Origin of the sequence: Pseudomonas abyssi (assembly GCF_002307495.1) — a bacterium.
Classification (GTDB): Bacteria; Pseudomonadota; Gammaproteobacteria; order Pseudomonadales; family Pseudomonadaceae; genus Halopseudomonas; species Halopseudomonas abyssi.
Window position 1 is genome coordinate 143942 of the sequence record NZ_NTMR01000003.1, and the last position, 23348, is coordinate 167289.

The window sequence follows — 23348 nt, forward strand, 5'->3', positions numbered from 1 at the left end:
CGGGCAGCCATGGGGCGGCGATGATATGCTGGTGCGCATGACAGCTACAGGAGTCTGGATATGGCATTTGGCAAAGGACGATCTTCGACACAAGGCACCGACCGCCGCTGGCTAAGCAAGCTGCTGCTGGTGCCGGTACTGCTGCTTGTGGTGATTCTGACGCTGGTGGGGTGGTACTGGAGCATGGAGCCAGGGCTGGAGCCGGTGGCTGGTCCGCCCAAGGCTGAACAGGTCGCTGGTGAGTACACCGCCAGAACCCTGCGTGGGCTGGTGCTGACGCTGTTGGACAAGCCCGGCGGATACCTCAGTAATGACATCATGCCACCCGGTGTGCTGATGGATAACATGCCGCGCTGGGAGTATGGCGTGCTGGTTCAAGTGCGGGACATGACCCGTGCGCTGCGCCGTGACATGGCGCGCTCCCAGTCGCAATCGACCGAGGACCGTGATCTGGTCAAGGCCGAGCCGCGCTTCCACTTCGACAACGACAGCTGGGCCATGCCGGCGAGTGAGAGTGAGTACCGCGACGGCGTCAAGGCGCTGGATAGCTACATTGCTCGTCTGCGTCAGGGTGACGCCAACTTCTATTCGCGTGCCGACAACCTGTCCAGCTGGGTCAGCGATGTAAGCACCCGTCTGGGCTCGCTGTCACAGCGTTTGTCCGCCAGTGTCGGGCGTGCGCCGTTGACCGACGGTGGCAAGCTGGGTGAGACCACCCCCTGGCTGGAAATCGACAATGTCTTTTACGAATCCCGTGGTACTGCCTGGGCTCTGGTACAGCTGCTGCGCGCGGTCGAGCATGACTTTGGCGATGTGCTGGAGAAAAAGAATGCGCTGGTGAGCCTGCAGCAGATCATTCGCGAGCTTGAAGCGACCCAGCAGACCCTGTGGAGCCCGATGGTGCTCAATGGCGACGGCTTCGGTGTGCTGGCCAACCATTCCCTGGTCATGGCCAATTACCTGTCGCGCGCCAACGCCGGCCTGATTGAGCTGCACCGTTTGCTGGAGCAGGGCTGATACGTGGATCAACAACAGGTTGAGGCTTATTTGCAGGCCTCTGGTGCCGAGCGGGTGGTGCATGTCGACGAATATGACCGTCCGCTTGGCGAGGTAGCCCGCGCCGAGGCTCAGGCGCGCGGCCTGATTACCCGCTGTACCTTCATCTTTGTGTTCAACAGTCGTGGCGAGCTGTGCGTGCATCAGCGCACGGCGCATAAACGCCTCTACCCGGCCTTCTGGGATGTCGCCGCCGGTGGTGTGGTCGCCGCCGGCGAGAGCTACCTGCAGGGCGCAGAGCGTGAGTTGGCCGAAGAGCTGGGGGTCGAGGGCGTGCCGCTGACCGAGCACTTTCGGTTTTACTTTGACTCCCCCGACAGTCGTCTGTGGGCGGGGGTATTCAGCTGCTGCTGGGATGGTCCGCTGCGGTTGCAGCCCGAAGAGGTCCAGGCGGTGCGCTGGGTGGATTTGCAGAGTGACTGGCAGCGCCCGGGTGAGCAGTATGCGCCTGACTCGCAGGAAGCACTGGCACGGCTGCTGAAGCACCCCTCATTGGAATTCTTTGCATGAAAAAGACCGGTTTGCAGGCCCTGGGTGGCCTGGTGTATTCGACCGATGCCGGGCGCCTGTGCCCGGGGTGTGAGCAGCCAGTGGCGCAATGCTGCTGTGCTGAGCAGGCGATACCCGAAGGCGACGGCATCGCACGGGTACGCCGCGAGACCAAGGCGCGCGGCGGCAAAACCGTGACCACGGTAACCGGCGTGCTGCTGAGCGCGGATGATCTCAAGGCGTTGGCCAAACGTCTGAAGAACCGCTGTGGCTGCGGTGGGGCGGTCAAGGACGGGGTGATCGAGATTCAGGGCGACAAGGCTGAGCAGGTCTGTGAACTGCTGATTGCCGAAGGCTACAAGGTCAAGCGCGCAGGGGGCTGAACCTTGGCACATTCCCGGCGCTGGCTGGCCTACTGGCAGGATCGCGCCGCCCAGCGTCGCGTCTGGGCCATTGCCTTTCCGCTCATTTTGTCGAATATCAGCGTGCCGCTGGTCGGTCTGGTCGATACGGCGGTGATCGGCCATCTGGACGCGGCCTATCATCTCGGTGCGGTGGCCGTCGGCAGCACCCTGTTCACCTTCGTTGTCTGGTTGGCGGGCTTCCTGCGCATGGGCACCACCGGGTTTGCGGCGCAGGCCTGTGGCGAGGGAGATGGCGCCGAGCTGCGGCGTATCTTGCTGCAGTCGGCCTGGCTCGCCGTGTTGATCAGCCTGCTGGTGTGGCTGTTGCACGCGCCGCTGCTGGAGCTGGGGTTGCGCTACCTGGACAGCAGCGCCGAGTTGCTTGAGCACGCACGTGCCTACTTCCAGATACGCTTGACCAGCTTGCCGGCTGCGCTGATCAACTTTGTGCTGATTGGCTGGTTTATCGGCGCCCAGAATAGTCGCGCGCCGTTCGCCATCTTGCTGATGGTGAATCTGGTCAACATAGCGCTGGATCTGCTGCTGGTCGCGTTGCTGGGCCTGGGTGTGGAGGGCGCCGCCTGGGCCAGCGTGTGTGGTGACCTGTGCGGGCTGTTGCTGGGGTTGACGCTGCTAGGCCCGATACTGCGTCAGTACCCCGGCCGTTTTGACTGGCTGCGGGCCGCGAAGCTCAAGGGCGCGGCGCCCTTGCTGCGGGTCAATCGGGATATTCTGATTCGTTCGCTGGCGCTGCAGTCCGTGTTTTATCTGCTGGTTGTGCAGGGCGCGCGCCTTGGTGATCAGGTGGTGGCCGCCAACGCCGTGTTGCTCAACTTTCTGCTGATTGCGTCCCACGGGCTCGATGGGCTGGCGCACGCTCTGGAGGCGCTCGGTGGTCATGCGCTGGGCAAGCGGGACAAGGATGCGCTGCGCCGGGTGCTGGTTATCACGATCGGTTGGGCGGTGCTGCTGAGCCTGGTGTTCGTGCTGGTGTTTCTCGGCGCTGGGGACCTGGTGGTCAGAGTGCTGACGGACTTGCCTGAGGTGCGAGCTGAGGCAATCCGCTACCTGCCCTGGGTTGCGGTGATGCCGCTGGTGGCGGTGTGGAGTTATCTGCTGGACGGGCTGTTCATCGGCGCCTCGCGTGCGCTCGCGATGCGTAATGCCATGCTGCTGGCGCTGGCCTGTTATCTGCCCCTGGCCTGGGCCTTGCGCGGGCAGGGTAACCACTATCTCTGGTTTGCGTTCTTGATGTTCATGGCGTTGCGCTCGGTGTTTCTTGGTGGCTGGTTTGGTTGGCTCTGGCGCACTGGCCGCTGGATGAAAACGGATTAGACTGATCAGTGGGGTTAGCCCTGCGGCGTGAGGGGGAAATATGATCGAAGCAGCCATTCCGGTGAACGAGCAGCAGCGCTTGGCGGCGCTCAAGTCGATGCAGTTGCTTGACACGCCACCGGATCCGCACATTGATGCTTTGCTGCGGATCGCGCAGCGTCTGTTCGGCGTCGGCAGTGTGCTAATCAGTCTGATTGATGCGCAGCGACAATGGTTTAAGGGGCGCATCGGCGCCAACAATCTTGAGGGACCGCGCAGCACCTCGTTCTGCGGCCATACGATTTTGTCCGATGAGATTCTCTATGTGCAGGACGCACTCCGTGATGAGCGTTTCTCCGACAACCCTGTCGTCACCGGATACCCCTTCGTGCGCTTCTACGCCGGGATCCCGCTGCGCGCACCGGACGGTAGCCGTATCGGCTCATTTTGTGTGCATGACAGCGCACCCAGGGAGCTGAGCAAGTCGGAACGCGAGGCGATGAACGATTTTCGTCAGTTGTTCGAGGGGCTGTTTGTCGCGCATCAATTGCGCATGCAGGCGGCCTGGTTGCAGGAGGCTCTGGGTGAAGCCGAGCGACGTGCGCTGATCGACCCGCTGACCCAGCTATGGAATCGTCAGGGGCTGCGCACCATGCTGCCGGCGACGGTGCGCCGTGCCCAGCGCGAAGGCTTGAAGGTCGCCTTTATTTACGGTGACCTGGATCACTTCAAGCGTATTAATGATAAATACGGCCACGCTGCTGGCGATCAGGTGCTGATTCAGGCCGGTCAGCGCATGGTGGCGGCGATTCGCCCGAATGATATGGCGCTGCGTCTGGGTGGGGAAGAGCTGGGGGTGCTGGCGCTGGTCGCTGATGAGCGGGAGCTCGAGCTGATGGCCGAGCGCTTGCGTCTGGCCTTCTGTCGTCAGCCGTTCGAGCTTGCTGCCGGGGCGCTGGATGTCACCATCAGCCTGGGTACTGCGCTGGCCGAGCCGGCTGAGGTTGGCGACGAAGGGCATACGCTGGTTGAGCGTGCCGACGCTGGCTTGTATCAGGCCAAGCGAGAAGGGCGCAATCGGGTCGCGCGCGGCTAGGAAGCGCGGATCAACGGCACCCCCCCTTTGCGAGGGCTTCCCTGGTTGTCGGCGCGGCGCAGCCACCAGTGCAGGTAACGGCCCAGGTGCTGATAGGCTGGGTGCTGGCTGTATTGCAGCTCAAACGCGATCAGGTCTTCGATGCTGCTGTTGCTGCAGAATGGCTCCGGCATGTAGTCGTAAAACACCCTGACGCCGCTGGTGTCCAGGCATTTCAGTCCGGCGGCCTGGGTCCAGAGCTGCACCTCGCGTGGGTCCAGTGGTTGCTGCGGTGTCAGGCCGCTCTTGCCCTGGCCAGATAGCGGTTTCTTGCGCAGCTTCTTGAACTGTCCCTTGACCAGATTCTTGTAGATCAGCGCATCGCGGTTGTAGAACGCCAACGACAGGGCGCCGTGCGGCAACAGTAGTGAGGTCAATTGCTGCAGCGCTGCTGCCGGTTCAGCCAGCCACTCCAGTACCGCATGAAAGACCACCAGGTCGTACTGGTCCCCTTGCTCGGCGAGCGCCTGCAGCGGTGCTTGCAGGTAGCGCACCGGCTGCGGAGGATTGCTCGCGTCGATACGCTCGCGGGCCCGGGCCAGCATCACGTCCGATGGCTCGGCGACGGTCAACTGATGCCCCAGCCCGGCCAGCCAGCCGCTGATTTGCCCAAGCCCGGCACCAATATCGAGAATGCGCAGCGGCGTGTCCGCTTGCATAAGTGCAGGCATCCATTGCTGCAGGTCGCGTTGCAGTACGGCAAGGCGGATGGCGCCCTTGGGGCTGTCATAGATGCGCTCGGCAAAGCGTGCGCCGAGGTGGTCGAAATAGCGATCAGTCATGCTCAGACTCTGCCGTGCAGGCATAAAAAAAGCCAGCTTGTGGCCGGCTTTTTAGCGGGGCGAAACGCTTATTTTTGGTAAGCGTTTACAGCCTTGACGATTTCCGCGCGGGCTTCATCAGCGCCGCCCCAGCGGTCAATCTTGACCCACTTGCCGGGTTCGAGATCCTTGTAGTTCTCGAAGAAGTGCTGGATTTGCTGGATCAGCAGTTCCGGCAGGTCGGTGTATTCCTTGATGTCGCGGTACAGCACGCTCAGCTTGTCGTGCGGAACGGCGATCAGTTTGGCATCTCCGCCGCCATCGTCGGTCATGTGCAGCACGCCAACCGGACGCGAGCGAATGACCGAGCCCGGAGCGACCGGGTGCGGGGTAACGACCAGCACGTCCAGCGGGTCGCCGTCGTCTGCCAGCGTGTTAGGGATGTAGCCGTAGTTGGCCGGGTAGAACATCGGGGTAGCCATGAAACGGTCAACAAACAGCGCGCTGCTGTCCTTGTCGATCTCGTACTTGATCGGCGCGTGGTTGGCTGGGATTTCGATGGCGACGTAGATGTCGTTGGGAATGTCTTTGCCGGCGGGGATCTTGTCGTAGCTCATGGGTTACCTGAGAGGCCGTAGTGGAAATTTGGCCGGCATTATAGGCGTATCGGGCCAGTGATACCAAGCAAAAACAGGGTGAACCTTGGTCGTAGTTCGGCAGGGGCGGGGCTGCCTAGCGTAACCCCCTTCAGATCTGCCAGCGCAGAGGCCGCTGGCATGTGAGGGTATTCTGAGGCAGGTCGCCGGCTTGCGGCGCCTGCCCGGAGCGCAGGTTTACTTCAGCTTGAGTGCGAAGTACATGAAGTCGTGGTCGTTGCTGAAACCGAGCGAGCGATACAGGCTTTGTGCAGCCATGTTGTCTTCGCCGGTCATCACGGTCATACGCTCGATTCCGGCTTGGCGTGCCAGGTTCTTGGCGTGATTGATCAGTTTGTCGGCCACCAGTTGGCGGCGAGCTTCTTCAATCACATAGATGCCCTTGAGCACCCAGCTGGCTGACAGCGTCAACGCGGAAAAACTGGGGATGAACTGGCAGAAGCCCAGTGCCTTGCCGCTGTCGTCGTCTTCGGCGATCAGAATAATCGCCTGCTCGTGCACCAGGCGCGCTTCAAGAAAGCGTCGGGAGGCTTCCGGCTTGGGCAGTTGTCCGTAGGTTTCGCGGTACTTGATGAACAGCGGGGTCACTTCGTCGAGGTGGTCCACATCGGCCTGTACTATGCGCATACGAATACCCTGATAGTGGTCATTAAATGGCTGGCGGGTTTTTGGAAGTCATTCTCTGCATCCTGCATCAGCGCTGTTCAATCTGCAATCGCAGGGCGCATAAAAAACCGCCGAGGCCTCGGGGCCCGGCGGTTTTTTATTGTCATTTGCTCTGAGTATGGACGTGAGACCGAGAAGGCGGGGGCTTTTTCTCGACCGTCTGTCGCTTCAGCTGCCTGCTGCGGCAGGCCCTGGTTCCGCAGCCGCGCTCTGTGTTGGGTATATGCGTTCTTGGCAGCAGGTGAACTCTCCCTTGCAAGACGTGATCGAAGTCAGCCGGGCTGCATCTCTCGCAATGGGCTGGCGGCGGATGAGGCGCAGAAAAGCGGCATACCCGTTGCTCGGTTTCGAGTGCTTGGCATAATGACCGCCGCCCTCATCCTGTTTCAGCTTTCAGCTTTCAGCTTTCAGCTTTCAGCTTTCAGCTTTCAGCTTTCAGCTTTCAGCGTAAGCTGTAGCCCTACGACCGTAACAAGGAATTTTCATGCACCTCCACATTCTCGGTATCTGCGGCACCTTCATGGGCTCGCTGGCCCTGCTGGCCCGTGAGCTGGGCCATGAGGTCAGCGGCTCCGATGCCAACGTCTACCCGCCCATGAGCACGCAACTGGCCGAGCAGGGGATCGTGCTGCAAGAAGGCTATGACCCGGCGCATCTTACGCCGGCCCCGGATATGGTCATCGTCGGCAATGCCATGGCCCGGGGTAACCCGGCGGTGGAGTACATGCTGGATCAGGGGATGCCCTACATGTCCGGCCCCGAATGGCTGGCTCGGTATGTCCTGCAGGATCGCTGGGTGCTGGCGGTGGCCGGCACCCATGGCAAAACCTCGACGTCCAGCCTGCTGGCCTGGCTGCTGGAAGACGCGGGCATGTCGCCCGGCTTCCTGATCGGTGGTGTGCCACAGAACTTTGGTATTTCCGCGCGCCTGGGTGGCACCCCCTTCTTTGTGGTGGAAGCAGACGAATACGACAGTGCTTTCTTCGACAAGCGTTCCAAGTTTGTTCACTACCGTCCGCGCACCGCTGTGCTGAACAACCTGGAATTTGACCACGCGGACATCTTCTCTGATCTGGCAGCCATCGAGCGTCAGTTCCACCATCTGGTGCGCACCGTTCCCGCGTCCGGCTTGATCATCCACCCGGCTCAGGACGAGGCGCTGCAGCGCGTCATCAAGATGGGCTGCTGGACGCCCCGTCAGACCACCGGCGAGGGCGGCAACTGGCAGGCACGTCTGCTCAGTGACGACGGTTCGCGCTTTGAGGTCTGGCTCGACGGTGAGCTGCAGGGTGTGGCCGAATGGCAACAGACCGGCCGGCACAGCGTGGCGAACGCACTGTCGGCGCTGGCGGCTGCGCGGCATGTGGGGGTGACCCCGGCGCAGGGTATTGCCTCGCTGGGCGGCTTCCGCAATGCCAAGCGGCGCATGGAGAAACTGGCCGAGATCAACGGCATTACGGTGTACGACGACTTCGCCCATCACCCAACCGCCATTGCCACCACGCTGGCTGGCCTGCGCGCGCAGATCGGTGATGCGCCGCTGATTGCGGTGATTGAGCCGCGCTCCAACACTATGCGTCTGGGCAGCCACATGGCCGCGCTGCCCACCAGTGTTGCCGATGCATCGCAGGTGTTCTGGTATCAACCGGCCGGCTTGGACTGGTCGCTTGACGGGGTGGTGGCCGGCAGCCCGGTCCCGGCGCAGGTGAGCGACGATCTGGACGCCATCGTCGAGCAGGTGGTGGGCTCGGCAACGCCGCAGACGCGCGTTGTGGTGATGAGCAACGGCGGCTTTGGCGGTATTCATCAGCGGTTGATTCAGGCACTGGAGGCGCGTCATGGTTGAGCGGGTCACGCTGGCGGTGACCGGCGCATCGGGCGTTCAGTACGCGATGCGGCTGCTTGGTTGCCTGGTCGAGGCCGGGGTAGAAGTGTCGTTTCTGATTTCTCAGGCGGCGCAGCTGGTGGTTGCAACCGAGACCGAATGGCAGTTGCCGCCCAAGCCGCAGGCGCTGGAGCAGTATCTGACCGAGCAGTTCAAGGCGGCAGAAGGGCAGATCAGGGTTTACGGCAAGCAGGACTGGATGGCGCCGGTGGCCTCAGGTAGCGGCGCGCCCGCTGCCATGGTGGTGTGTCCGTGTTCGACCGGCACCTTGTCTGCGATTGCGACCGGTGCCAGCAACAACCTGATCGAGCGGGCGGCCGATGTGGCGCTGAAGGAGCGTCGCAAGCTGATTCTGGTGCCACGCGAAACGCCGCTGTCCAGCATTCATCTGGAAAACATGCTGAAGCTCAGTCAGATGGGCGCGGTGATCATGCCGGCGAGCCCCGGCTTTTATCACAAGCCGCAGTCGATTGATGATCTGGTCGATTTTGTGGTGGCGCGGATTCTGGGGCAGTTGGGGATGGAGCAGGCGCTCATGCCGCGCTGGGGTGAGTAGCAGGCTGCGGCTATCGCGCCGCAGCCTGGCAGCCGGTCAGACGAAGTACAGCGACAGGCCTTCGGAGATGAACGCCGGCTTGTCGACACCTTCGATTTCCAGGGTGTTGCGGGCTTTCAGCAGCCACTGCCCCGGGTTCTTTTCGGTAACGTCAATGATGGTGCTGTGCAGGCGTACGCGCGAGCCGACGCGCACCGGCTGGATGAAGCGCAAGCTGTCCATGCCGTAGTTGACGGCCATTTTCAGACCTTCCGGGCGCGGCAGCAGGCCTGCGGACAGGGTCGGTACCAGTGACAGCGACAGGAAACCGTGGGCAATGGTGCCGCCGAACGGCGTCTGCTTGGCCTTTTCTTCGTCGATGTGAATGAACTGGTGGTCGCCAGTGCACTCGGCGAATTGATTGACGCGCTCCTGGTCGACCAGCAGCCAGTCAGAATGCCCCATGTCCTTGCCGATGAGGGAGGTAAGTTCCGATACGGGAATGGCTGTCATATTGCTCTCCGTGACTCTTATTGTGTGGGGTGCGCCCGGCAGTGTTACCCTGCGGCGCGAAGGTGTCTACGCCAGCATGTTTGCAAGGGGCGGGTGGAGGGTCAATGCGATGCAGGCTTTCATTGGTTTGCTGAATGATCCAACCACCTGTCGGCAGGCTATGTCGGGCGGGCGAGATTGACAAGGGGCGCCGAGCAAGTGTGGCGACCTCCGGGGGAAATGCATGAGCGAAGCAACAGCACTCTTTCCGTTGAAGTCCTTGCTGGTACCTGGCTGTCATCTGGATCTGCAGATTTTCGAGGCACGCTATCTGGATATGGTCAGTCGCTGTTTTCGCCAGCAGCAGGGGTTTGTGGTGGTCGGGCTGGAGTCCGGTTCGGAAGTGGGCTCGGGCAATCTGCGCTTTGGTGCCATCGGCTGCGAAGCGCGGATCGTCGACTGGCAGCAGCGTGATAACGGCTTGCTGGGTATTCGCGTGCTGGGCGGTCGGCGCGCTCGCCTGAGCGAGGTAGAGGTGGCCGAGGACGGGTTGGTGACCGCGCAGGCGCAGTGGATCCCCGAGCAGCTGGATGCAGCCCTGCTGGCTGATCACGACGAGCTGCTGAGTTTGCACCAGGCGTTGTTGCAGCATCCGCTGGTACAGCGCCTCGACCTGCCGCCGGTTGAGGATAGCCAGCAACGTCTGGCCTGGCAGTTGACCAGTCTGTTGCCGCTGCCGCTGGAGCAGAAGAATCAGTTGCTCGCCATTGATCGTCCGGATGAGCGCTTGCAGCGCATTGGCGACTGGCTGCAGCAGGTGCAGGCCTGAGCGCTAATCGATAGCGCGCGGACTCAGCAACTCACCACAGCAGCCAGATGACCACCAGGTAAGGCCATAGCGCGCTGGCCCAGCGGGCTGCGCGGGGCGGCCTTGGCAGCGGGCCAAAGCGCTCGATCAGCCAGCAGGCCAGCAGGCTGGCGCTGGCGGCGCACAGCAGGGCCCGCAGCAGCTCCAGCGGTTCCAGTGCCTGATACTGCAGCAGGTTACCCAGCAACAAGGCCAGAAACGGCAGCGGATAGAGCAGCCAGCTGGCGCGCCACCAGAACGGGCGTTCGCGGTTACAGATCACCAGCAGGGCACCCAGCACTGCCAGCACCAGTGAGCTGGTGGCGGCGACCAGACTCAAGCCGATAATCCAGTCCAGCAGCAGTGCGAACGCCAGTGTCAGCAGCAACAGACTGACGGCGCCCCACTGGCGCAACAGCAGCAGCAAGGCGGCAACAGGCAGGGTAACGATCAGCAGGCTGGGGTGTAGCGGGGCGAGCCGTTCGCTGCCGGGCAGTTGCAGGAACTGTCTGCTGTTGATCAGGGTGTCACTGAAAATGGCCAGCGCGCTTTGGTTGGCGGTGAGTACCAGCAAAGCCAGCAGGCAGAGTGCCGCTGCGGCCAGCGCGCTCCAGCGGCGCTGCAGACGCAGCAGATAGAGGCTGCCACCGACTACGATGACCGCACCCACGGCGACGCTCAGCGCCTGATTCCAGAACAGCGGCGGCACTGCCCAGCGCGCGGCACGTCCTGCCGAGTAGCCGGGTATCAGGTAGGCCGGGGCCCACGCCAGGGCTGACAGCAGATTGATGACAACAAAGCGCCAGGCGGGCATATCGAACATGCCGGCCACCAGCGGGATGATCGGTCGGATCGGGCCGATGAAGCGGCCCAGGACGACGCTGACCCAGCCGTAGCGGCGGAAAAAGCGTTCGCCGCGGTCGATCCATTGCGGGTGGCGGCGAAACAGGGACAGGCGGCGGATATCCTGGTGAAACCAGCGCCCCAGCGCAAAACTGAGCAGGTCGCCGATGACCGCGCCGCAGAACGCCCAGGCAATGGCTTCCAGCAGAGGCATGTCGGCACCGGCGGCCAGTGCAGCGAAGGCAAACAGCATAAACACCCCAGGCACCACCAGACCGGCGACCGCCAGCGATTCGGTCAGCGACACCAGAAAGATTGCCAGCCCCAGCCACTGACTGTGGGCGCCCAGCCACTGGGTCAGGTCGCTGAGCATGTCTGGCTCTCCTGATACGCCTGTCGTTGTGCCGCTTCCAGTTCGAGGCTGTGGTAGTGCAGACCCTCAACCTGGCCACGCCTGGCCGGGTTACGGGTGCAATGCAGGCTGTAGGCCGCGTCGACCCAGCGGTAGAACAGGTGTTCGTCGCGGCCGCTGGGAATGCCCAGGCGCGGGGCGCGCAGTACCTGATCTGGCTGGTAGCCGTCATCTTCGAGCAGCAACTGGTCAGCGGCAAAGCGCTGTGCATTCCAGTCCGGCACGCGAATCTGCAGCGAGCGGCACAGCAGCGTTTGCCCGGCGCACAGGCGCTCTGGCGCGCGAATGCCGCCGCTGGCGTTGGGGTTGAGTGCTTGCATCCGGGCCAGGCTGGCGGCCGGGCTGAGCGCGTCGACCACCGGATGCCCCGACTTGAGCAGCACGCCGCAGCCGGCGCCCAGTGAACTGCAGTTCATCGAGTCGCCGCCCCGAGCGTAGTACATGTAGATGGTGCCGGGGGCCATAAACAGCGCGCGCCGGGCCTCGGTGTAGCCGAGGGAGGCGTGGCTGCCTCGCTCCTCCAGCAGGTAGGCCTCGGTCTCGATGATGCGCGCCGCCAGCCACTGGCCGTTCAGGCGGCGGCGAATCACCTTGCCCAGTAGGGCAACCGCCAGCTGGCGGGCGTCTTGCTGGAAAAACTGCTCTGGCAAGGGGATCGGGGAGGGCAGGCTGGTACGGGTATCGGGCATGGGCTTATGGTAGCAGGCGGTGGATGACACATTGAATTGCACAGCGACCGCAGGCGGCGCTGTCATGCCATTGGTGACCCGGCTATAATGCCGCATTTGGTCAACCGGTGGCAGGAGTTAGCATGAGTGCGGAACAGGTAGCGGTATACATGACGACGCTGGGGCAGCAGGCCCGTAAGGCCTCGCGCGTGATCGCCCGTGCTCCAACCGCCGTCAAGAATGCTGCCTTGCTGGCGACTGCCGAGGCCATCGAGGCCGCCACCGAGCAACTGGTTGCGGCCAACCAGCTGGACCTGCAGGCTGGCCGTGACAACGGCCTGGACGACGCGATGCTGGATCGTCTGGCACTCACGCCGGCCCGCCTGGCCTCCATGGTCGAAGGGTTGCGTCAGGTCGCGGCCCTGGACGATCCGGTCGGTGCGTTGCGTGACATGAAGTTTCTGCCCTCCGGTATTCAGGTTGGCAAGATGCGGGTGCCGCTGGGTGTGATCGGTATCATTTACGAGTCGCGCCCGAACGTGACGGTCGAGGCGGCCAGTCTCTGCCTGAAATCGGGTAATGCCTGCATCCTGCGTGGCGGCTCCGAGTCCATCCATTCCAACCGTGCGATTGCCGAGTGCCTGCGTCAGGGCCTGGCGGCCGCCGGTTTGCCGGATGACGTCGTGCAGGTGGTAGAAACCACAGATCGCGCGGCGGTTGGCGCGCTGATCACCATGCCCGACTACGTCGACGTGATCGTGCCGCGCGGCGGCAAAGGGCTGATCGAGCGTATCAGCCGTGAGGCACGGGTGCCGGTCATCAAGCATCTGGACGGCATCTGCCATGTCTACGTGGATGATCGCGCCGATTTTGACAAGGCCGAGGCCATCGTCATCAACGCCAAGACTCACCGTTATGGCGTGTGCAATGCGATGGAGACCTTGCTGGTCAATGAGGCCATTGCCGGGCCGTTTCTGCAGCGCGTAGCGCCGCTCTACGCGGCCAAGGGCGTTGAGTTGCGTGGCTGCGAGGCCACTTGCGCGCTGCTGCCCGATGCCGTCGCGGCCACCGAGGAAGACTGGTCGACCGAATATCTGGCGCCGATTCTCTCGATCCGCGTGGTGGCCGATATGGACGCGGCCATCGAGCATATCAATACCTACAGCTCGCAGCACACCGACGCCATGGTGTCCGAGGATTACACCCGGGCTCGCCGCTTCATTGCCGAGGTGGACTCCAGTTCGGTGATGATCAACGCCTCAACCCGTTTTGCCGATGGTTTCGAGTACGGCCTGGGCGCGGAAATTGGCATCTCCACCGACAAGATTCATGCCCGCGGCCCGGTTGGTCTGGAAGGGCTGACCAGCGAGAAGTACGTGGTCTTCGGCGACGGTCATATTCGTCAGTGAGCCGCCGCTGATGCGCCGCGTTGGTTTGCTGGGCGGCACCTTTGACCCGATTCACTTCGGTCATCTGCGCAGCGCCGTAGAAGTCCGGGAGCAGTTGCAGCTGGACGAGCTGCGGCTGATCCCCAGCGCCCGGCCACCCCATCGCGATCAGCCCGGCGCCAGCGCCGATGCGCGTCTGCGCATGGTGGAGCTGGCGGTAGGGCAGCAGGGTGACTTGCAGGTGGATGACCGGGAGCTGCGGCGCGAGCGTCCGTCTTACACCGTAGAAACCCTGGAGACCCTGCGCGCCGAACTGGGCGCAGAGGTCGCGCTGTTTATGGTGCTGGGCTGGGATGCCTTTTGCGGATTGCCAAGTTGGCACCGCTGGGAAGAGCTGCTGCAGCTGGCCAATCTGGTGGTGCTGCAGCGGCCCGATTACGATCTGGAAGTCCCCGAGGTACTGAAAGACCTGCTGGCAGCGCGCAGCGCAAGCCAGCCCGAGCGTAGCCATGGGCAGATCATCTGCCTGTCGCAGACGCCGCTGGCGATTTCCGCCACCCATATTCGTGCGCTGGTGGCAGCGGGCGCTTCACCGCGCTTTCTGTTGCCGGACGCGGTGCTTGACTATATTGACAACGAAGGGCTGTACCGGCCCTCAACCGAGGATTGAAAACCCCCATGCAGATTGAAGAACTGGTCCAGTTGGTCGTGGATGCCCTGGAAGAGCTCAAGGCCAAGGACATCGTCCAGATCGATGTACGTGAGCACACCAGCGTGACCGACTATATGATCATCGCCAGCGGTACCTCCAACCGCCAGGTCAAGGCGCTGGCAGACAACGTGGTCGAGAAAGCCAAAGAAGCCGGTCGCCAGCCGATGGGTGTCGAAGGCAAGGAGTCCGGCGAGTGGGTGCTGGTCGACCTGGCCGATGTGGTGGTCCACATCATGCAGCCGGCCACCCGTGAGTTCTATGACCTGGAACGCCTCTGGCAGAGTGCCGAGTCGCGTCGCGCCGCCCAGCAGCAACCGACCGAGTAGGCCGGTTTGCGCATTCGCCTGATCAGCGTGGCTTCGCGCATGCCGCGCTGGGTCGAGCAGGGCTATCAGGAGTACGCCAAGCGCCTGCCGCCAGAGCTGCCGCTGGAATTGGTGGAAATTCCCCTGACCACGCGTGGCAAGAACGCTGACGTCGCGCGTCTGATGCGGCGCGAGGGCGAGCAGATGCTGGCCGCCGTTCAGCCCGGGGAACGTATCGTGACCCTGGAGGTCAATGGTCGCGCCTGGTCTACCGAGACCCTTGCCGAGCAACTGGAGAGCTGGCGCCTGGACGCGCGCACCGTCAATCTGATGGTGGGTGGCCCGGAGGGGTTGCCGGACGAGGTGACGGCGCGCAGCGATCAGCGCTGGTCGCTGTCGCCATTGACCCTGCCGCATCCGCTGGTGCGCATCCTGCTCGCTGAGCAGCTGTACCGGGCCTGGACCATTCTCAATCGTCATCCCTATCACAAGTGATTCATGGCCAAGCCGATTCACCTGAAAGACCACAATATTGATGCCCGCATTGTGCAGCGCCGTCTGGCGCTGGCAGCGGTGTTCGTGGTCGCGCTGGTGGGCGCCCTGGTGGCGCGCATGTACTACCTGCAGGTGACCCAGTACGAGCACCACTCGACCCTGTCGGAAAACAACCGGGTCCATGTGCAGCCGATCCCGCCCACCCGTGGCCGTATCTACGACCGCAACGGTGTGGTACTTGCGGAAAACCGGCCCAGCTACAGTCTGACCATCACCCGTGACCGGGTTGAGGATCTGCCGGCTACCTTTGAGCTGCTGCGTTCGCTGCTGGCGCTCAGTGAGGAGGATCTGGCTCAGGCTGAGCGTCGCCTGTCCCAGGCACGTCGACCCTTCGAGTCGGTGCCGGTGATGTTCGAGCTGACCCAGGAACAGATTGCCCGCATTGCCATCAACCAGTTTCGCTTGCCCGGTGTCGAGGTGCAGGCCAGCTTCGTGCGCTACTACCCCTATGCGGACCATTTCGCCCACGCTCTGGGCTATGTCGGACGCATCAACGAGCAGGAACTCAAATCCATTGACCCGGTGGCCTATGCGGGCACTCACTACATCGGCAAGACCGGCATCGAGCGTTTCTACGAGCAGTTGCTGCACGGCACCGTGGGTTATGAAGAGGTGGAGACCAATGCCCGTGGTCGCGTGCTGCGCGTGCTCAAGCGCACCGAACCGGTATCCGGGAGCGATTTGACGCTCGAACTGGACGCCGAGCTGCAGGCCGTTGCCGAAGAGGCGCTGGGGGACCGGCGTGGCGCGGTAGTGGCGATTGATCCGAACACCGGCGGTGTGCTGGCCTTTGTCAGCAAGCCCGGCTTTGACCCCAACCTGTTCGTCACCGGTATCAGCTACGCCGATTACGGCGCGTTGCGCGACTCGCCCGACCAGCCGCTATTTAACCGGGTGCTGCGTGGCCAGTACCCGCCGGGATCGACCATCAAGCCGGTTATCGCTCTGGCCGGCCTGGATGCCGGTGTGGTCACTCGCACCAGTCGAGTCTACGATCCAGGCTTCTACCAACTGCCGAATGTCAGCCACAAATACCGCAACTGGAACCGCGCCGGTGACGGCTGGGTGGACATGCCGTATGCCATCGCGCGCTCCAACGACACCTATTTTTATGATCTGGCGCACAAGCTGGGCATCGACCGATTGCACGATTTCATGATCAAGTTCGGCATCGGTCAGCGGGTGTCCATCGACATGTACGAAGAAGCCGCCGGCCTGATGCCCTCACGTGACTGGAAACGGACGCGTTACCGCCAGCCCTGGTATCCGGGCGAGACGCTGATTGCCGGTATCGGCCAGGGTTACATGCTGGCAACACCGCTGCAGCTTGCTCAGGCCACGTCGCTGATCGCCAGTCGCGGCGTTTGGCACCGGCCGCGGCTGCTCAAGGAAGCGGAAGGGTTGCTGCCCGACGAATCCGATACGCCGCCGGACATCCAGATCCGTAACGACAGTGACTGGGACTTCATCACCCAGGCCATGCAGGATGTGATGCAGTCACCGCACGGCACCGCCCGTGCAGCGGCTGCCAACGCGCCCTACAACATGGCCGGTAAAAGTGGCACCGCGCAGGTCGTGGCGATTGCGCAGGGTGAACGCTACGACTCGGCGGCGCTGCGCGAGCGGCACCGGGACCACGCCCTGTTTGTCGGCTTTGCGCCGACGGAGAAGCCGATGATTGCGGTGGCAGCGCTGGTTGAAAACGGTGAGTCGGGTGGGCGCGTGGCCGGGCCAGTGGTGCGTGCCGTCTTTGATGCCTGGGTGTTGCCGCGCCTGCCGCCGGAGCCGGAAGAAGGCACAGCCGAGCAGGAGGACGCACCATGAAATCGATGCCGGTTTCCGGGCAGTCATTGCGCAGCCGCGAGTCGCTGTGGACACGTATCCATGTTGACCCCTGGTTGCTGTTGCTGATCCTCGCGCTGGCTGCGGTCGATGCCTTCGTGCTGTATTCGGCCAGCGGCAAGAACCTGGGCATGGTCTATCGCCAGTTGGCCTACTTTGCCGTGGGTATTGCTGCGATGATCGTGGTGGCGCAGTTTCAGCCACGTTTCATGGAACGCTGGGTGCCCGTGGCCTATGTTGGTGGCGCCCTGCTGCTGGTGGCGGTGCTGGCGGTCGGTACCGAGGCCAAAGGCGCGCAGCGCTGGCTGACGATTCCGGGCGTGATGCGTTTTCAGCCGTCAGAAATCATGAAGCTGGTGATGCCGATGAGCGTCGCCTGGTACCTTGGGCGGCGCACCTTGCCGCCGAGTTTCAAGCATGTGGTTGGGTCGCTGGCGATTGTTCTGGTGCCTACGGTGCTGATCCTCAAACAACCGGACCTGGGCACCTCGCTGCTGATTGCCGCCTCGGGTATCTTTGCCCTGCTGTTGGCGGGGCTGCGCTGGCGCTACATCATTGGTGCCTTGCTGGCGCTGGCGCCGGCGGCGGCGGCGATGTGGTTCTTTGTCATGCACGGCTATCAGAAACAGCGGGTGCTGACCTTCCTCAACCCGGAGAGTGATCCGCTCGGCTCGGGCTGGAACATCATCCAGTCCAAGGCCGCTATCGGCTCGGGCGGGGTGTTCGGCAAGGGCTGGCTGCAGGGCACCCAGTCGCACCTGGATTTTCTGCCGGAAGGGCACACGGATTTCATTATTGCGGTGCTGGCCGAAGAGTTTGGCATGGTGGGCGTTTGCCTGTTGCTGGGCATGTACCTGCTGGTCATCGCCCGTGGCATGGTGATCACGTTGCAAGCCCAGGATGCATTCTGCAAACTGCTTGCGGGCAGCATCACGCTGACCTTTTTCGTCTACGTATTCGTCAACATCGGCATGGTCAGTGGTCTGCTGCCGGTGGTGGGAGTGCCGCTGCCATTTATCAGTTACGGGGGTACCTCGCTGGTGACCCTGTTGCTGGGCTTCGGGATTCTCATGTCAATCCAGACTCACAGGAAATGGATGGCACAAAGTTGATTGCATTTTCACTGTTTCGCCGCAGTCGCGCGGCTCTGTTTTCCCGCTCTGCTGCGCTATTGCTGGGGGCTGCTTGCGTGCTACCTGCCCAGGCGCGTGATTACGGCCCCGAGCATCCGGGTGTACCGGCCTTTATCGAGCAGATGCAGCGTGAGCATGGCTTCAGCGCCGAGCATGTGCAGGCGCTGCTGGATCAGGCTGAGCATCAGGACAACATCATCAAGGCTATCTCGCGCCCGGCCGAGCGGGTCAAGCCCTGGCACGAGTACCGGGCCATCTTTATTACCGACCAGCGTATCGAGCGGGGGCTGGCCTTCTGGGCCGAGCACGCCGACACCCTGGCGCGCGCCGAGAAGGAGTACGGCGTAGAGCCTGAGGTGATCCTCGCCATTATCGGTGTCGAGACCTTCTACGGCCGCAACATGGGTTCCTATCGGGTGCTGGACGCGCTGGCGACCCTGGGCTTTGACTATCCGCCGCGTGCCGACTTTTTTCGCAAGCAGCTGATGAGCTACATGGTGCTGACCCGTGAGCAGCAGATCGATCCGCTTGAGCTCAAGGGCTCCTACGCCGGCGCCATGGGTTACGGTCAGTTCATCCCCTCCAGCTATCAGGCGTACGCGGTCGACTTCGACGGCGACGGCAAGGTCGATATCTGGAATAACCCGGTCGATGCCATCGGCAGTGTTGCCAATTATTTCCACCAGCACGGCTGGTCCCACGGTGCCCAGGTGGCGATTGCTGCCAATGTGGCGGGCGATCGCGTCAAGGAAGGCATCACTGAAACCCAGGGGCTTGAGGCACGGCGCACTGTCGCCGAGCTTAAATCCCTTGGCTGGACCCCCGAGAGCCCATTGCCTGATGAGCAAGAGGTGATGGCGTTCGAGTTTGATAATGGGGAACGAATGCAGTACTGGGTCGGTCTGAACAACCTGTACGTCATTACCCGCTACAACCGCAGCGTCATGTATGCCATGGTAGTGCACCAACTCGCAGATCTGTTACGTGAGGCCAGGCCCGAATGATGCCCGCTGCCAAGTTCCCGATGCGTTGCCTGCTGCTCAGCAGCCTGGCAGGCCTGCTGGTGGCCTGTTCTTCTGCGCCGCAAACCGGCAGTGGCGCTGGCAGTGCCGGCGGGTCTGCTACGAGTGCGCCGCGCCCGCTGCATGACGGCCCGCCCAGTTATATGCAGGATGTATCACAGATTCCCGACGCGGTGCCTACGCCGCACACTGGCGCCTACAAGGCATCGCCCTATACCGTGCTGGGCCAGCGCTACCATCCGATGCAGGACGGACGCAGCTATCGCGAAGAAGGGACTGCCTCCTGGTATGGCACCAAGTTTCACGGCCAGAACACCGCCAATGGCGAGCTGTATGACCTGTACGGCATGACCGCCGCGCACAAAACGCTGCCGTTGCCGAGCTATGTCGAGGTCACCAACCTGGAAAACGGCCGCAAGGTGATCGTACGGGTGAATGATCGTGGCCCGTTCTATTCCGATCGCATCATCGACCTGTCCTTTGCCGCCGCCAAGAAGCTTGGTTACTCCGATCAGGGCACAGCGCACGTGCTGGTGCAGGGTATTGATCCGGTGGCCTGGCAACAACAGAACAACCCGAATTACCTGGTAACCCGCGAGGCCGTTAGCGACGCGCCAGTAGCTGCAGCCCTGCCGCCCGAGCCGGTTGAAAACGTGCAGACCGGCCTCTATCTTCAGGTTGGCGCCTTTTCCTCCAATCAGGCGGCCGAGGCCCTGCGCCAGCGTGTGCAGGGCGTCGTCGGCGGCACTGTATGGGTTAGCCCCGTGCAGGTCGACACCCGTACCCTGCACCGTGTGCGGGTTGGCCCGCTGGCCAGCCAGGACGAGGCTCGGCGCATGATTGAGACGCTGCGCGTGGCTAACCTGGGCACCCCCACGCTGGTTACCGTTAACTGATTAGCTGTATCTGAAAAACAACGCACTTCACCACCAACTGTGAGCACCATGTTGAAAAAACTGATTTCGACCCTGCTGATTTCCTCCGCCGTTGTCCTGACCGGCGCAGCCCATGCGCAGAGCCCGGCTACACCGACGCTCAATGCGCCCTCAGCGGCTGCGCCGATCGTGCCGTCGGCGCCGGATCTGGCGGCCACCAGCTACCTGCTGATCGACGCCAACAGCGGCGCAGTTCTGGTCGAGAACAATGCCGATAACCCGCTGCCGCCGGCCAGCCTGACCAAGATGATGACCAGCTACATCGTCAGTCAGGAGATCAAGCGCGGCCAGATTGCCGAGAACGACCCGGTGCTGGTCAGCGAGAAGGCCTGGCGCATGGGTGGCTCCAAGATGTTCATTCGCGTGGGTAACCAGGTGCCGGTCATTGACCTGCTGCGCGGCGTCATCATTCAGTCCGGTAACGACGCCAGTATTGCCCTGGCCGAGCATGTTGCCGGCAGCGAAGACGCCTTCGCCGACCTGATGAATGCCCAGGCCCAGCGTTTGGGCATGACCAATAGCCACTTCGTCAATGCCACCGGTTGGCCGGCGGAGGACCACTACGCCTCGGCCCGTGACCTGGCCATCCTGGCGCAGGCGATTATCCGTGATGATCCCAAATCCCACTACGCCATCTACGGCGAGAAGGAATTTGTCTGGAACGAGATCCGCCAGCCCAACCGCAATCTGATGCTCTGGCGCGACAGCACGGTGGACGGCCTGAAAACCGGTCATACCGAAGAAGCCGGCTATTGCCTAGTGGCCTCTGCCAAGCGCGATGACATGCGTCTGATCTCGGTGGTCATGGGCACCACCAGTGAAGCGGCGCGTGCGGCTGAAACCCAGAAGCTGCTGACCTGGGGCTTCCGCTTCTTCGAAACCAAGACCTTCTACCAGCCGGGCCAGGTCCTGGCTGAAGAGTCTGTCTGGAAAGGTGCGCAGGACAAGGTCGAGCTGGGCCTGCAAGATGGCCTGATGCTGACGCTGCCCAAGGGGCAAGCCGACAAGCTTGAGGCCGGCATTACCTTGAACAAGCCGATCATGGCGCCGATTCAGGTTGGCGATGTACTGGGTGAGGTAGAAGTGAAGCTGGGTGACGAGGTGGTACACAAGGCGCCGCTGGTGGCCCTGTCGGCCGTCGAAGAGGCAGGCTTGCTGGGTCGTCTGTGGGACAGCATCCGCCTGTTCTTCTATGGCCTGTTTGATTGAGGACAACGTCCATGGCTGATGTAAACGAGCCGCAGGCTCCGAAAATCGAGTTTCCCTGCCAATATCCGATCAAGGTGATCGGCACGGCGGCCGACGACTTTGCCGAGGTTATCTGCGAGGTTGTGGAGAAACACGCTCCCGGTGTTGATACCACCACCATCGATATCAAGGACAGCAAGAATGGCCGCTTCCTGTCCTTGCGCCTGGTTATCACCGCGACCGGCCAGGACCAGCTTGAAGCGCTGCATCGAGATCTGAAGGCGACCGGTCGCGTACACATGGTGCTTTGATGGAGTCGTCGCCAGAGCTGGTGATTCGCCACCTCGGGTTGGTGGATTACCAGCCCACCCTGGAGGCCATGCGGCGTCTGACCGAAGAGCGTGGCCCCGACACCCCTGATGAAATATGGCTGCTGCAGCACCCCCGGGTCTTTACCCAGGGGCAGGCCGGCAAGGCCGAGCACGTGCTGGCGCCGGGCGATATCCCGGTCATCAAGGTCGAGCGTGGTGGTCAGGTGACCTATCATGGCCCGGGCCAGCTGGTGGGCTACCTGATGCTGGATCTGCGCCGCAAGAACCTCGGTGTCCGCGAGCTGGTGACGGCGATGGAGCGGAGTCTGGTTGATCTGCTCGCGCTCTACGGCGTGGACGCCGCGCCCAAGGCTGATGCCCCCGGCGTCTATGTTGGCGCAGACAAGATCGCGTCGCTGGGCCTGAGGGTGCGCCGCGGCTGCTCATTTCATGGCTTGGCGCTGAACCTGGATATGGATCTGGAGCCATTCCGGCGGATCAACCCCTGCGGCTATGCCGGCCTGCGCATGACACAACTGAGTGAGCACGTCAGTGAGCCGGTCGATGTCGCGCAGGTGGAACAGCAATTGGCTGCCGTGCTGCGCAAGCGTCTGGGCTACGATTCAGAGTAAAGCGGGACGGGCGCGCCAGCCTGGCCGTGCGCCCATGTCTGCTGTGCAGCTTAGCCGAGGTTGAGCGTCGGAATCAGACTGGCGTCGACCGCCTGGCCCGGTACCGGTGCCGGGGCTGCCAGGCCCAGGTTGTTCTTCTCGAATACCCGGTCGGCGCGATAGCTTGAACGTACCAGCGGGCCTGCTGCTACTTCCATAAAGCCCATTTCCAGCCCCACTTCGCGGTAGCGGTTGAATTCTTCCGGGCTGACCCAGCGCTGCACCGACAGGTGGTTGCGGGTGGGTTGCAGGTATTGGCCGAGGGTGACGATGTCGACGCCGATCTCACGCAATTCCTGGAAAGTCTGCAGGATCTCGTCGTCGGTTTCGCCCAGGCCGACCATCAGACTGGTCTTGGTCAGCACCTCGGGGCGGTGCTTCTTGGCGTGGGCCAGCACGTCCAATGTCTTGCGGTAACCCGCGCGAGGATCGCGCACTTCATGGGTCAGGCGCTCGACGGTCTCGACGTTCTGGGCAAAGACTTCAAGGCCGGAATCGACTACCGCTTCGATAGCGCTCAGTTCACCGTCAAAATCCGGGGTCAGGGCTTCAACCACCACCTGCGGCGTACGCGCCTTGATCGCGCGGACGCAGGCTGCGTAATGCGCCGCACCACCATCATCCAGGTCATCACGGTCAACCGAGGTGAGCACGATGTAGCGCAGGGCCATCAGCTCGACCGATTTTGCGGTGTTTTCCGGCTCATCCTTGTCCAGCCAGCCGTTCGGGTTGCCGGTATCCACGGCGCAGAAGCGGCAGGCGCGGGTGCAGACCGAGCCCATCAGCATGATGGTGGCGGTGCCGTTGGACCAGCACTCACCCATGTTGGGGCAATGGGATTCCTGACAGACAGTACTCAGACGGTGTTCGCTGACGTTGCGCTTGACTGCTTCAAAGCGGTCGCCGCCGGGTGCCTTGACGCGCAGCCACTTGGGTTTGGGGCTGAATACCTGAGGCTCGGCGTTGTTACGGCGCTTCTGGCCGTCTTTGATGGCGGCAATGCCTTGGGCGTTGCGGAACTTATCGCCGCTGGCAACAGACTTCTGCGAACTGTCGGACATGGGGGCAGGACTCCTGGTAGGGCTCCACAGGGTGCCGGTCGGCACGGGCGGCTTTTGGCCGT

26 protein-coding genes are annotated in these 23348 nt (G+C 62.6%); 19 read left to right on the plus strand and 7 right to left on the minus strand.

The genetic code is table 11. The features are described 5' to 3' along the window. Window positions 1-60: 60 nt before the first annotated feature. The 5 genes from CNQ84_RS03090 to CNQ84_RS03110 are packed head-to-tail and all read left to right on the plus strand — an operon-like array spanning window position 61 to window position 4359. Window positions 61-1017 (plus strand): DUF2333 family protein, encoded by a 957-nt coding sequence (locus CNQ84_RS03090; protein WP_096003456.1) that lies wholly within the window; start codon window positions 61-63, stop codon window positions 1015-1017. A gap of 3 nt (window positions 1018-1020) precedes the next feature. Beyond that, entirely contained in the window at window positions 1021-1566 is a 546-nt protein-coding gene (locus tag CNQ84_RS03095; RefSeq protein WP_096003457.1) for an NUDIX hydrolase, read from the plus strand. Beyond that, entirely contained in the window at window positions 1563-1928 is a 366-nt protein-coding gene (locus tag CNQ84_RS03100; RefSeq protein ID WP_096003458.1) for a translation initiation factor Sui1, read from the plus strand. The genes CNQ84_RS03095 and CNQ84_RS03100 overlap by 4 nt, the downstream gene beginning before the upstream one ends. A gap of 3 nt (window positions 1929-1931) precedes the next feature. Continuing rightward, window positions 1932-3284, plus strand: coding sequence for an MATE family efflux transporter (locus CNQ84_RS03105; RefSeq protein WP_245841220.1), 1353 nt, complete (start codon window positions 1932-1934; stop codon window positions 3282-3284). Window positions 3285-3324: 40 nt separating this feature from the next. Beyond that, on the plus strand, window positions 3325-4359 hold the full coding sequence (locus CNQ84_RS03110; protein WP_096003459.1) for a sensor domain-containing diguanylate cyclase: 1035 nt from the start codon (window positions 3325-3327) through the stop codon (window positions 4357-4359). Here CNQ84_RS03110 and CNQ84_RS03115 read toward each other — a convergent pair. The 3 genes from CNQ84_RS03115 to CNQ84_RS03125 all read right to left on the minus strand — a co-directional run bounded on the left by CNQ84_RS03115 (window position 4356) and on the right by CNQ84_RS03125 (window position 6442). Further along, window positions 4356-5180 carry a methyltransferase domain-containing protein gene (locus CNQ84_RS03115; RefSeq protein ID WP_096003460.1) on the minus strand — a complete coding sequence of 275 codons (825 nt, stop codon included), beginning with the start codon at window positions 5178-5180 and terminating at the stop codon, window positions 4356-4358. The two genes, CNQ84_RS03110 and CNQ84_RS03115, sit on opposite strands and share 4 nt — an antisense overlap. Window positions 5181-5248: 68 nt before the next feature. Next, window positions 5249-5776 (minus strand): inorganic diphosphatase, encoded by a 528-nt coding sequence (ppa, locus tag CNQ84_RS03120; RefSeq protein WP_096003461.1) that lies wholly within the window; start codon window positions 5774-5776, stop codon window positions 5249-5251. Between the two features lie 216 nt (window positions 5777-5992). Further along, the gene (locus tag CNQ84_RS03125) at window positions 5993-6442 is read right to left on the minus strand and encodes a GNAT family N-acetyltransferase (RefSeq protein ID WP_096003462.1); all 450 of its coding nucleotides are present in this window, start codon (window positions 6440-6442) and stop codon (window positions 5993-5995) included. A gap of 523 nt (window positions 6443-6965) precedes the next feature. Between CNQ84_RS03125 and mpl the strand changes: the two genes are divergently transcribed. Together mpl and CNQ84_RS03135 are read left to right on the plus strand one after the other, a co-directional pair. Beyond that, the gene (gene mpl / locus CNQ84_RS03130) at window positions 6966-8327 is read left to right on the plus strand and encodes a UDP-N-acetylmuramate:L-alanyl-gamma-D-glutamyl-meso-diaminopimelate ligase (protein WP_096003463.1); all 1362 of its coding nucleotides are present in this window, start codon (window positions 6966-6968) and stop codon (window positions 8325-8327) included. Then, the gene (locus tag CNQ84_RS03135) at window positions 8320-8922 is read left to right on the plus strand and encodes a flavin prenyltransferase UbiX (protein ID WP_096003464.1); all 603 of its coding nucleotides are present in this window, start codon (window positions 8320-8322) and stop codon (window positions 8920-8922) included. The genes mpl and CNQ84_RS03135 overlap by 8 nt, the downstream gene beginning before the upstream one ends. Before the next feature lie 36 nt (window positions 8923-8958). Here CNQ84_RS03135 and CNQ84_RS03140 read toward each other — a convergent pair whose 3' ends face one another. Next, window positions 8959-9414 carry a MaoC family dehydratase gene (locus CNQ84_RS03140; RefSeq protein WP_096003465.1) on the minus strand — a complete coding sequence of 152 codons (456 nt, stop codon included), beginning with the start codon at window positions 9412-9414 and terminating at the stop codon, window positions 8959-8961. Between the two features lie 223 nt (window positions 9415-9637). On the opposite strand from CNQ84_RS03140, the gene CNQ84_RS03145 reads away from it, so the two are divergent. Continuing rightward, complete coding sequence (locus CNQ84_RS03145) at window positions 9638-10222, plus strand: LON peptidase substrate-binding domain-containing protein (protein ID WP_096003466.1); 585 nt, start codon at window positions 9638-9640, stop codon at window positions 10220-10222. A 31-nt stretch (window positions 10223-10253) separates the two neighbouring features. Here the strand turns inward: CNQ84_RS03145 and CNQ84_RS03150 are convergent, their stop codons facing one another. Together CNQ84_RS03150 and CNQ84_RS03155 are read right to left on the minus strand one after the other, a co-directional pair. Continuing rightward, window positions 10254-11456: a VTT domain-containing protein gene (locus CNQ84_RS03150; protein ID WP_096003467.1), complete on the minus strand. Its 1203-nt coding sequence runs from the start codon at window positions 11454-11456 to the stop codon at window positions 10254-10256. Beyond that, the gene (locus CNQ84_RS03155; protein ID WP_096003739.1) at window positions 11441-12184 is read right to left on the minus strand and encodes a DNA-3-methyladenine glycosylase; all 744 of its coding nucleotides are present in this window, start codon (window positions 12182-12184) and stop codon (window positions 11441-11443) included. The genes CNQ84_RS03150 and CNQ84_RS03155 overlap by 16 nt, the downstream gene beginning before the upstream one ends. Window positions 12185-12306: 122 nt before the next feature. On the opposite strand from CNQ84_RS03155, the gene CNQ84_RS03160 reads away from it, so the two are divergent. Genes CNQ84_RS03160 through lipB form a run of 11 tightly spaced genes read left to right on the plus strand, consistent with a single transcriptional unit; the run spans window position 12307 to window position 22186 of the window. Next, window positions 12307-13572 (plus strand): glutamate-5-semialdehyde dehydrogenase, encoded by a 1266-nt coding sequence (locus CNQ84_RS03160; RefSeq protein ID WP_245841222.1) that lies wholly within the window; start codon window positions 12307-12309, stop codon window positions 13570-13572. A 10-nt stretch (window positions 13573-13582) separates the two neighbouring features. Next, the gene (gene nadD / locus CNQ84_RS03165; RefSeq protein ID WP_096003468.1) at window positions 13583-14221 is read left to right on the plus strand and encodes a nicotinate-nucleotide adenylyltransferase; all 639 of its coding nucleotides are present in this window, start codon (window positions 13583-13585) and stop codon (window positions 14219-14221) included. An 8-nt stretch (window positions 14222-14229) separates the two neighbouring features. Beyond that, window positions 14230-14589 (plus strand): ribosome silencing factor, encoded by a 360-nt coding sequence (rsfS, locus tag CNQ84_RS03170; protein WP_096003469.1) that lies wholly within the window; start codon window positions 14230-14232, stop codon window positions 14587-14589. 6 nt (window positions 14590-14595) lie between these two features. Beyond that, window positions 14596-15063: a 23S rRNA (pseudouridine(1915)-N(3))-methyltransferase RlmH gene (gene rlmH, locus CNQ84_RS03175; protein WP_083723711.1), complete on the plus strand. Its 468-nt coding sequence runs from the start codon at window positions 14596-14598 to the stop codon at window positions 15061-15063. Between the two features lie 3 nt (window positions 15064-15066). Then, window positions 15067-16947: a penicillin-binding protein 2 gene (gene mrdA, locus CNQ84_RS03180; RefSeq protein ID WP_096003470.1), complete on the plus strand. Its 1881-nt coding sequence runs from the start codon at window positions 15067-15069 to the stop codon at window positions 16945-16947. Further along, window positions 16944-18077 carry a rod shape-determining protein RodA gene (gene rodA / locus CNQ84_RS03185; protein ID WP_096003471.1) on the plus strand — a complete coding sequence of 378 codons (1134 nt, stop codon included), beginning with the start codon at window positions 16944-16946 and terminating at the stop codon, window positions 18075-18077. The genes mrdA and rodA overlap by 4 nt, the downstream gene beginning before the upstream one ends. Continuing rightward, window positions 18077-19102 (plus strand): lytic murein transglycosylase B, encoded by a 1026-nt coding sequence (gene mltB, locus CNQ84_RS03190; RefSeq protein WP_425439945.1) that lies wholly within the window; start codon window positions 18077-18079, stop codon window positions 19100-19102. Before rodA ends, mltB begins: the two co-directional genes overlap by 1 nt. Next, window positions 19099-20016 carry a septal ring lytic transglycosylase RlpA family protein gene (locus tag CNQ84_RS03195; RefSeq protein WP_425439942.1) on the plus strand — a complete coding sequence of 306 codons (918 nt, stop codon included), beginning with the start codon at window positions 19099-19101 and terminating at the stop codon, window positions 20014-20016. The genes mltB and CNQ84_RS03195 overlap by 4 nt, the downstream gene beginning before the upstream one ends. A gap of 48 nt (window positions 20017-20064) precedes the next feature. Continuing rightward, a complete protein-coding gene (locus CNQ84_RS03200; protein WP_096003474.1) occupies window positions 20065-21264 on the plus strand; it encodes a D-alanyl-D-alanine carboxypeptidase family protein in 1200 nt (399 codons plus the stop codon). Between the two features lie 11 nt (window positions 21265-21275). Beyond that, window positions 21276-21554, plus strand: a complete 279-nt coding sequence (locus tag CNQ84_RS03205; protein WP_096003475.1) for an HP0495 family protein — start codon at window positions 21276-21278, stop codon at window positions 21552-21554. After that, window positions 21554-22186, plus strand: a complete 633-nt coding sequence (lipB, locus tag CNQ84_RS03210; RefSeq protein ID WP_096003476.1) for a lipoyl(octanoyl) transferase LipB — start codon at window positions 21554-21556, stop codon at window positions 22184-22186. Before CNQ84_RS03205 ends, lipB begins: the two co-directional genes overlap by 1 nt. Window positions 22187-22236: 50 nt before the next feature. On the opposite strand, the gene lipA is transcribed toward lipB, so the two are convergent. Beyond that, window positions 22237-23286, minus strand: coding sequence for a lipoyl synthase (lipA, locus tag CNQ84_RS03215; protein WP_096003477.1), 1050 nt, complete (start codon window positions 23284-23286; stop codon window positions 22237-22239). Between the last annotated feature and the right edge of the window lie 62 nt (window positions 23287-23348).

Coding starts and splice junctions, on each gene's coding strand:
- CNQ84_RS03090 (WP_096003456.1), top strand. CDS start 61: ATGGCATTTGGCAAAGGACGATCTTCGACACAAGGCACCGACCGCCGC.
- CNQ84_RS03100 (WP_096003458.1), top strand. CDS start 1,563: ATGAAAAAGACCGGTTTGCAGGCCCTGGGTGGCCTGGTGTATTCGACC.
- CNQ84_RS03110 (WP_096003459.1), top strand. CDS start 3,325: ATGATCGAAGCAGCCATTCCGGTGAACGAGCAGCAGCGCTTGGCGGCG.
- CNQ84_RS03115 (WP_096003460.1), bottom strand. CDS start 5,180: ATGACTGATCGCTATTTCGACCACCTCGGCGCACGCTTTGCCGAGCGC.
- ppa (WP_096003461.1), bottom strand. CDS start 5,776: ATGAGCTACGACAAGATCCCCGCCGGCAAAGACATTCCCAACGACATC.
- CNQ84_RS03125 (WP_096003462.1), bottom strand. CDS start 6,442: ATGCGCATAGTACAGGCCGATGTGGACCACCTCGACGAAGTGACCCCG.
- mpl (WP_096003463.1), top strand. CDS start 6,966: ATGCACCTCCACATTCTCGGTATCTGCGGCACCTTCATGGGCTCGCTG.
- CNQ84_RS03135 (WP_096003464.1), top strand. CDS start 8,320: ATGGTTGAGCGGGTCACGCTGGCGGTGACCGGCGCATCGGGCGTTCAG.
- CNQ84_RS03140 (WP_096003465.1), bottom strand. CDS start 9,414: ATGACAGCCATTCCCGTATCGGAACTTACCTCCCTCATCGGCAAGGAC.
- CNQ84_RS03145 (WP_096003466.1), top strand. CDS start 9,638: ATGAGCGAAGCAACAGCACTCTTTCCGTTGAAGTCCTTGCTGGTACCT.
- CNQ84_RS03150 (WP_096003467.1), bottom strand. CDS start 11,456: ATGCTCAGCGACCTGACCCAGTGGCTGGGCGCCCACAGTCAGTGGCTG.
- CNQ84_RS03155 (WP_096003739.1), bottom strand. CDS start 12,184: ATGCCCGATACCCGTACCAGCCTGCCCTCCCCGATCCCCTTGCCAGAG.
- CNQ84_RS03160 (WP_245841222.1), top strand. CDS start 12,307: ATGAGTGCGGAACAGGTAGCGGTATACATGACGACGCTGGGGCAGCAG.
- nadD (WP_096003468.1), top strand. CDS start 13,583: ATGCGCCGCGTTGGTTTGCTGGGCGGCACCTTTGACCCGATTCACTTC.
- rsfS (WP_096003469.1), top strand. CDS start 14,230: ATGCAGATTGAAGAACTGGTCCAGTTGGTCGTGGATGCCCTGGAAGAG.
- mrdA (WP_096003470.1), top strand. CDS start 15,067: ATGGCCAAGCCGATTCACCTGAAAGACCACAATATTGATGCCCGCATT.
- rodA (WP_096003471.1), top strand. CDS start 16,944: ATGAAATCGATGCCGGTTTCCGGGCAGTCATTGCGCAGCCGCGAGTCG.
- CNQ84_RS03195 (WP_425439942.1), top strand. CDS start 19,099: ATGATGCCCGCTGCCAAGTTCCCGATGCGTTGCCTGCTGCTCAGCAGC.
- CNQ84_RS03200 (WP_096003474.1), top strand. CDS start 20,065: ATGTTGAAAAAACTGATTTCGACCCTGCTGATTTCCTCCGCCGTTGTC.
- CNQ84_RS03205 (WP_096003475.1), top strand. CDS start 21,276: ATGGCTGATGTAAACGAGCCGCAGGCTCCGAAAATCGAGTTTCCCTGC.
- lipB (WP_096003476.1), top strand. CDS start 21,554: ATGGAGTCGTCGCCAGAGCTGGTGATTCGCCACCTCGGGTTGGTGGAT.
- lipA (WP_096003477.1), bottom strand. CDS start 23,286: ATGTCCGACAGTTCGCAGAAGTCTGTTGCCAGCGGCGATAAGTTCCGC.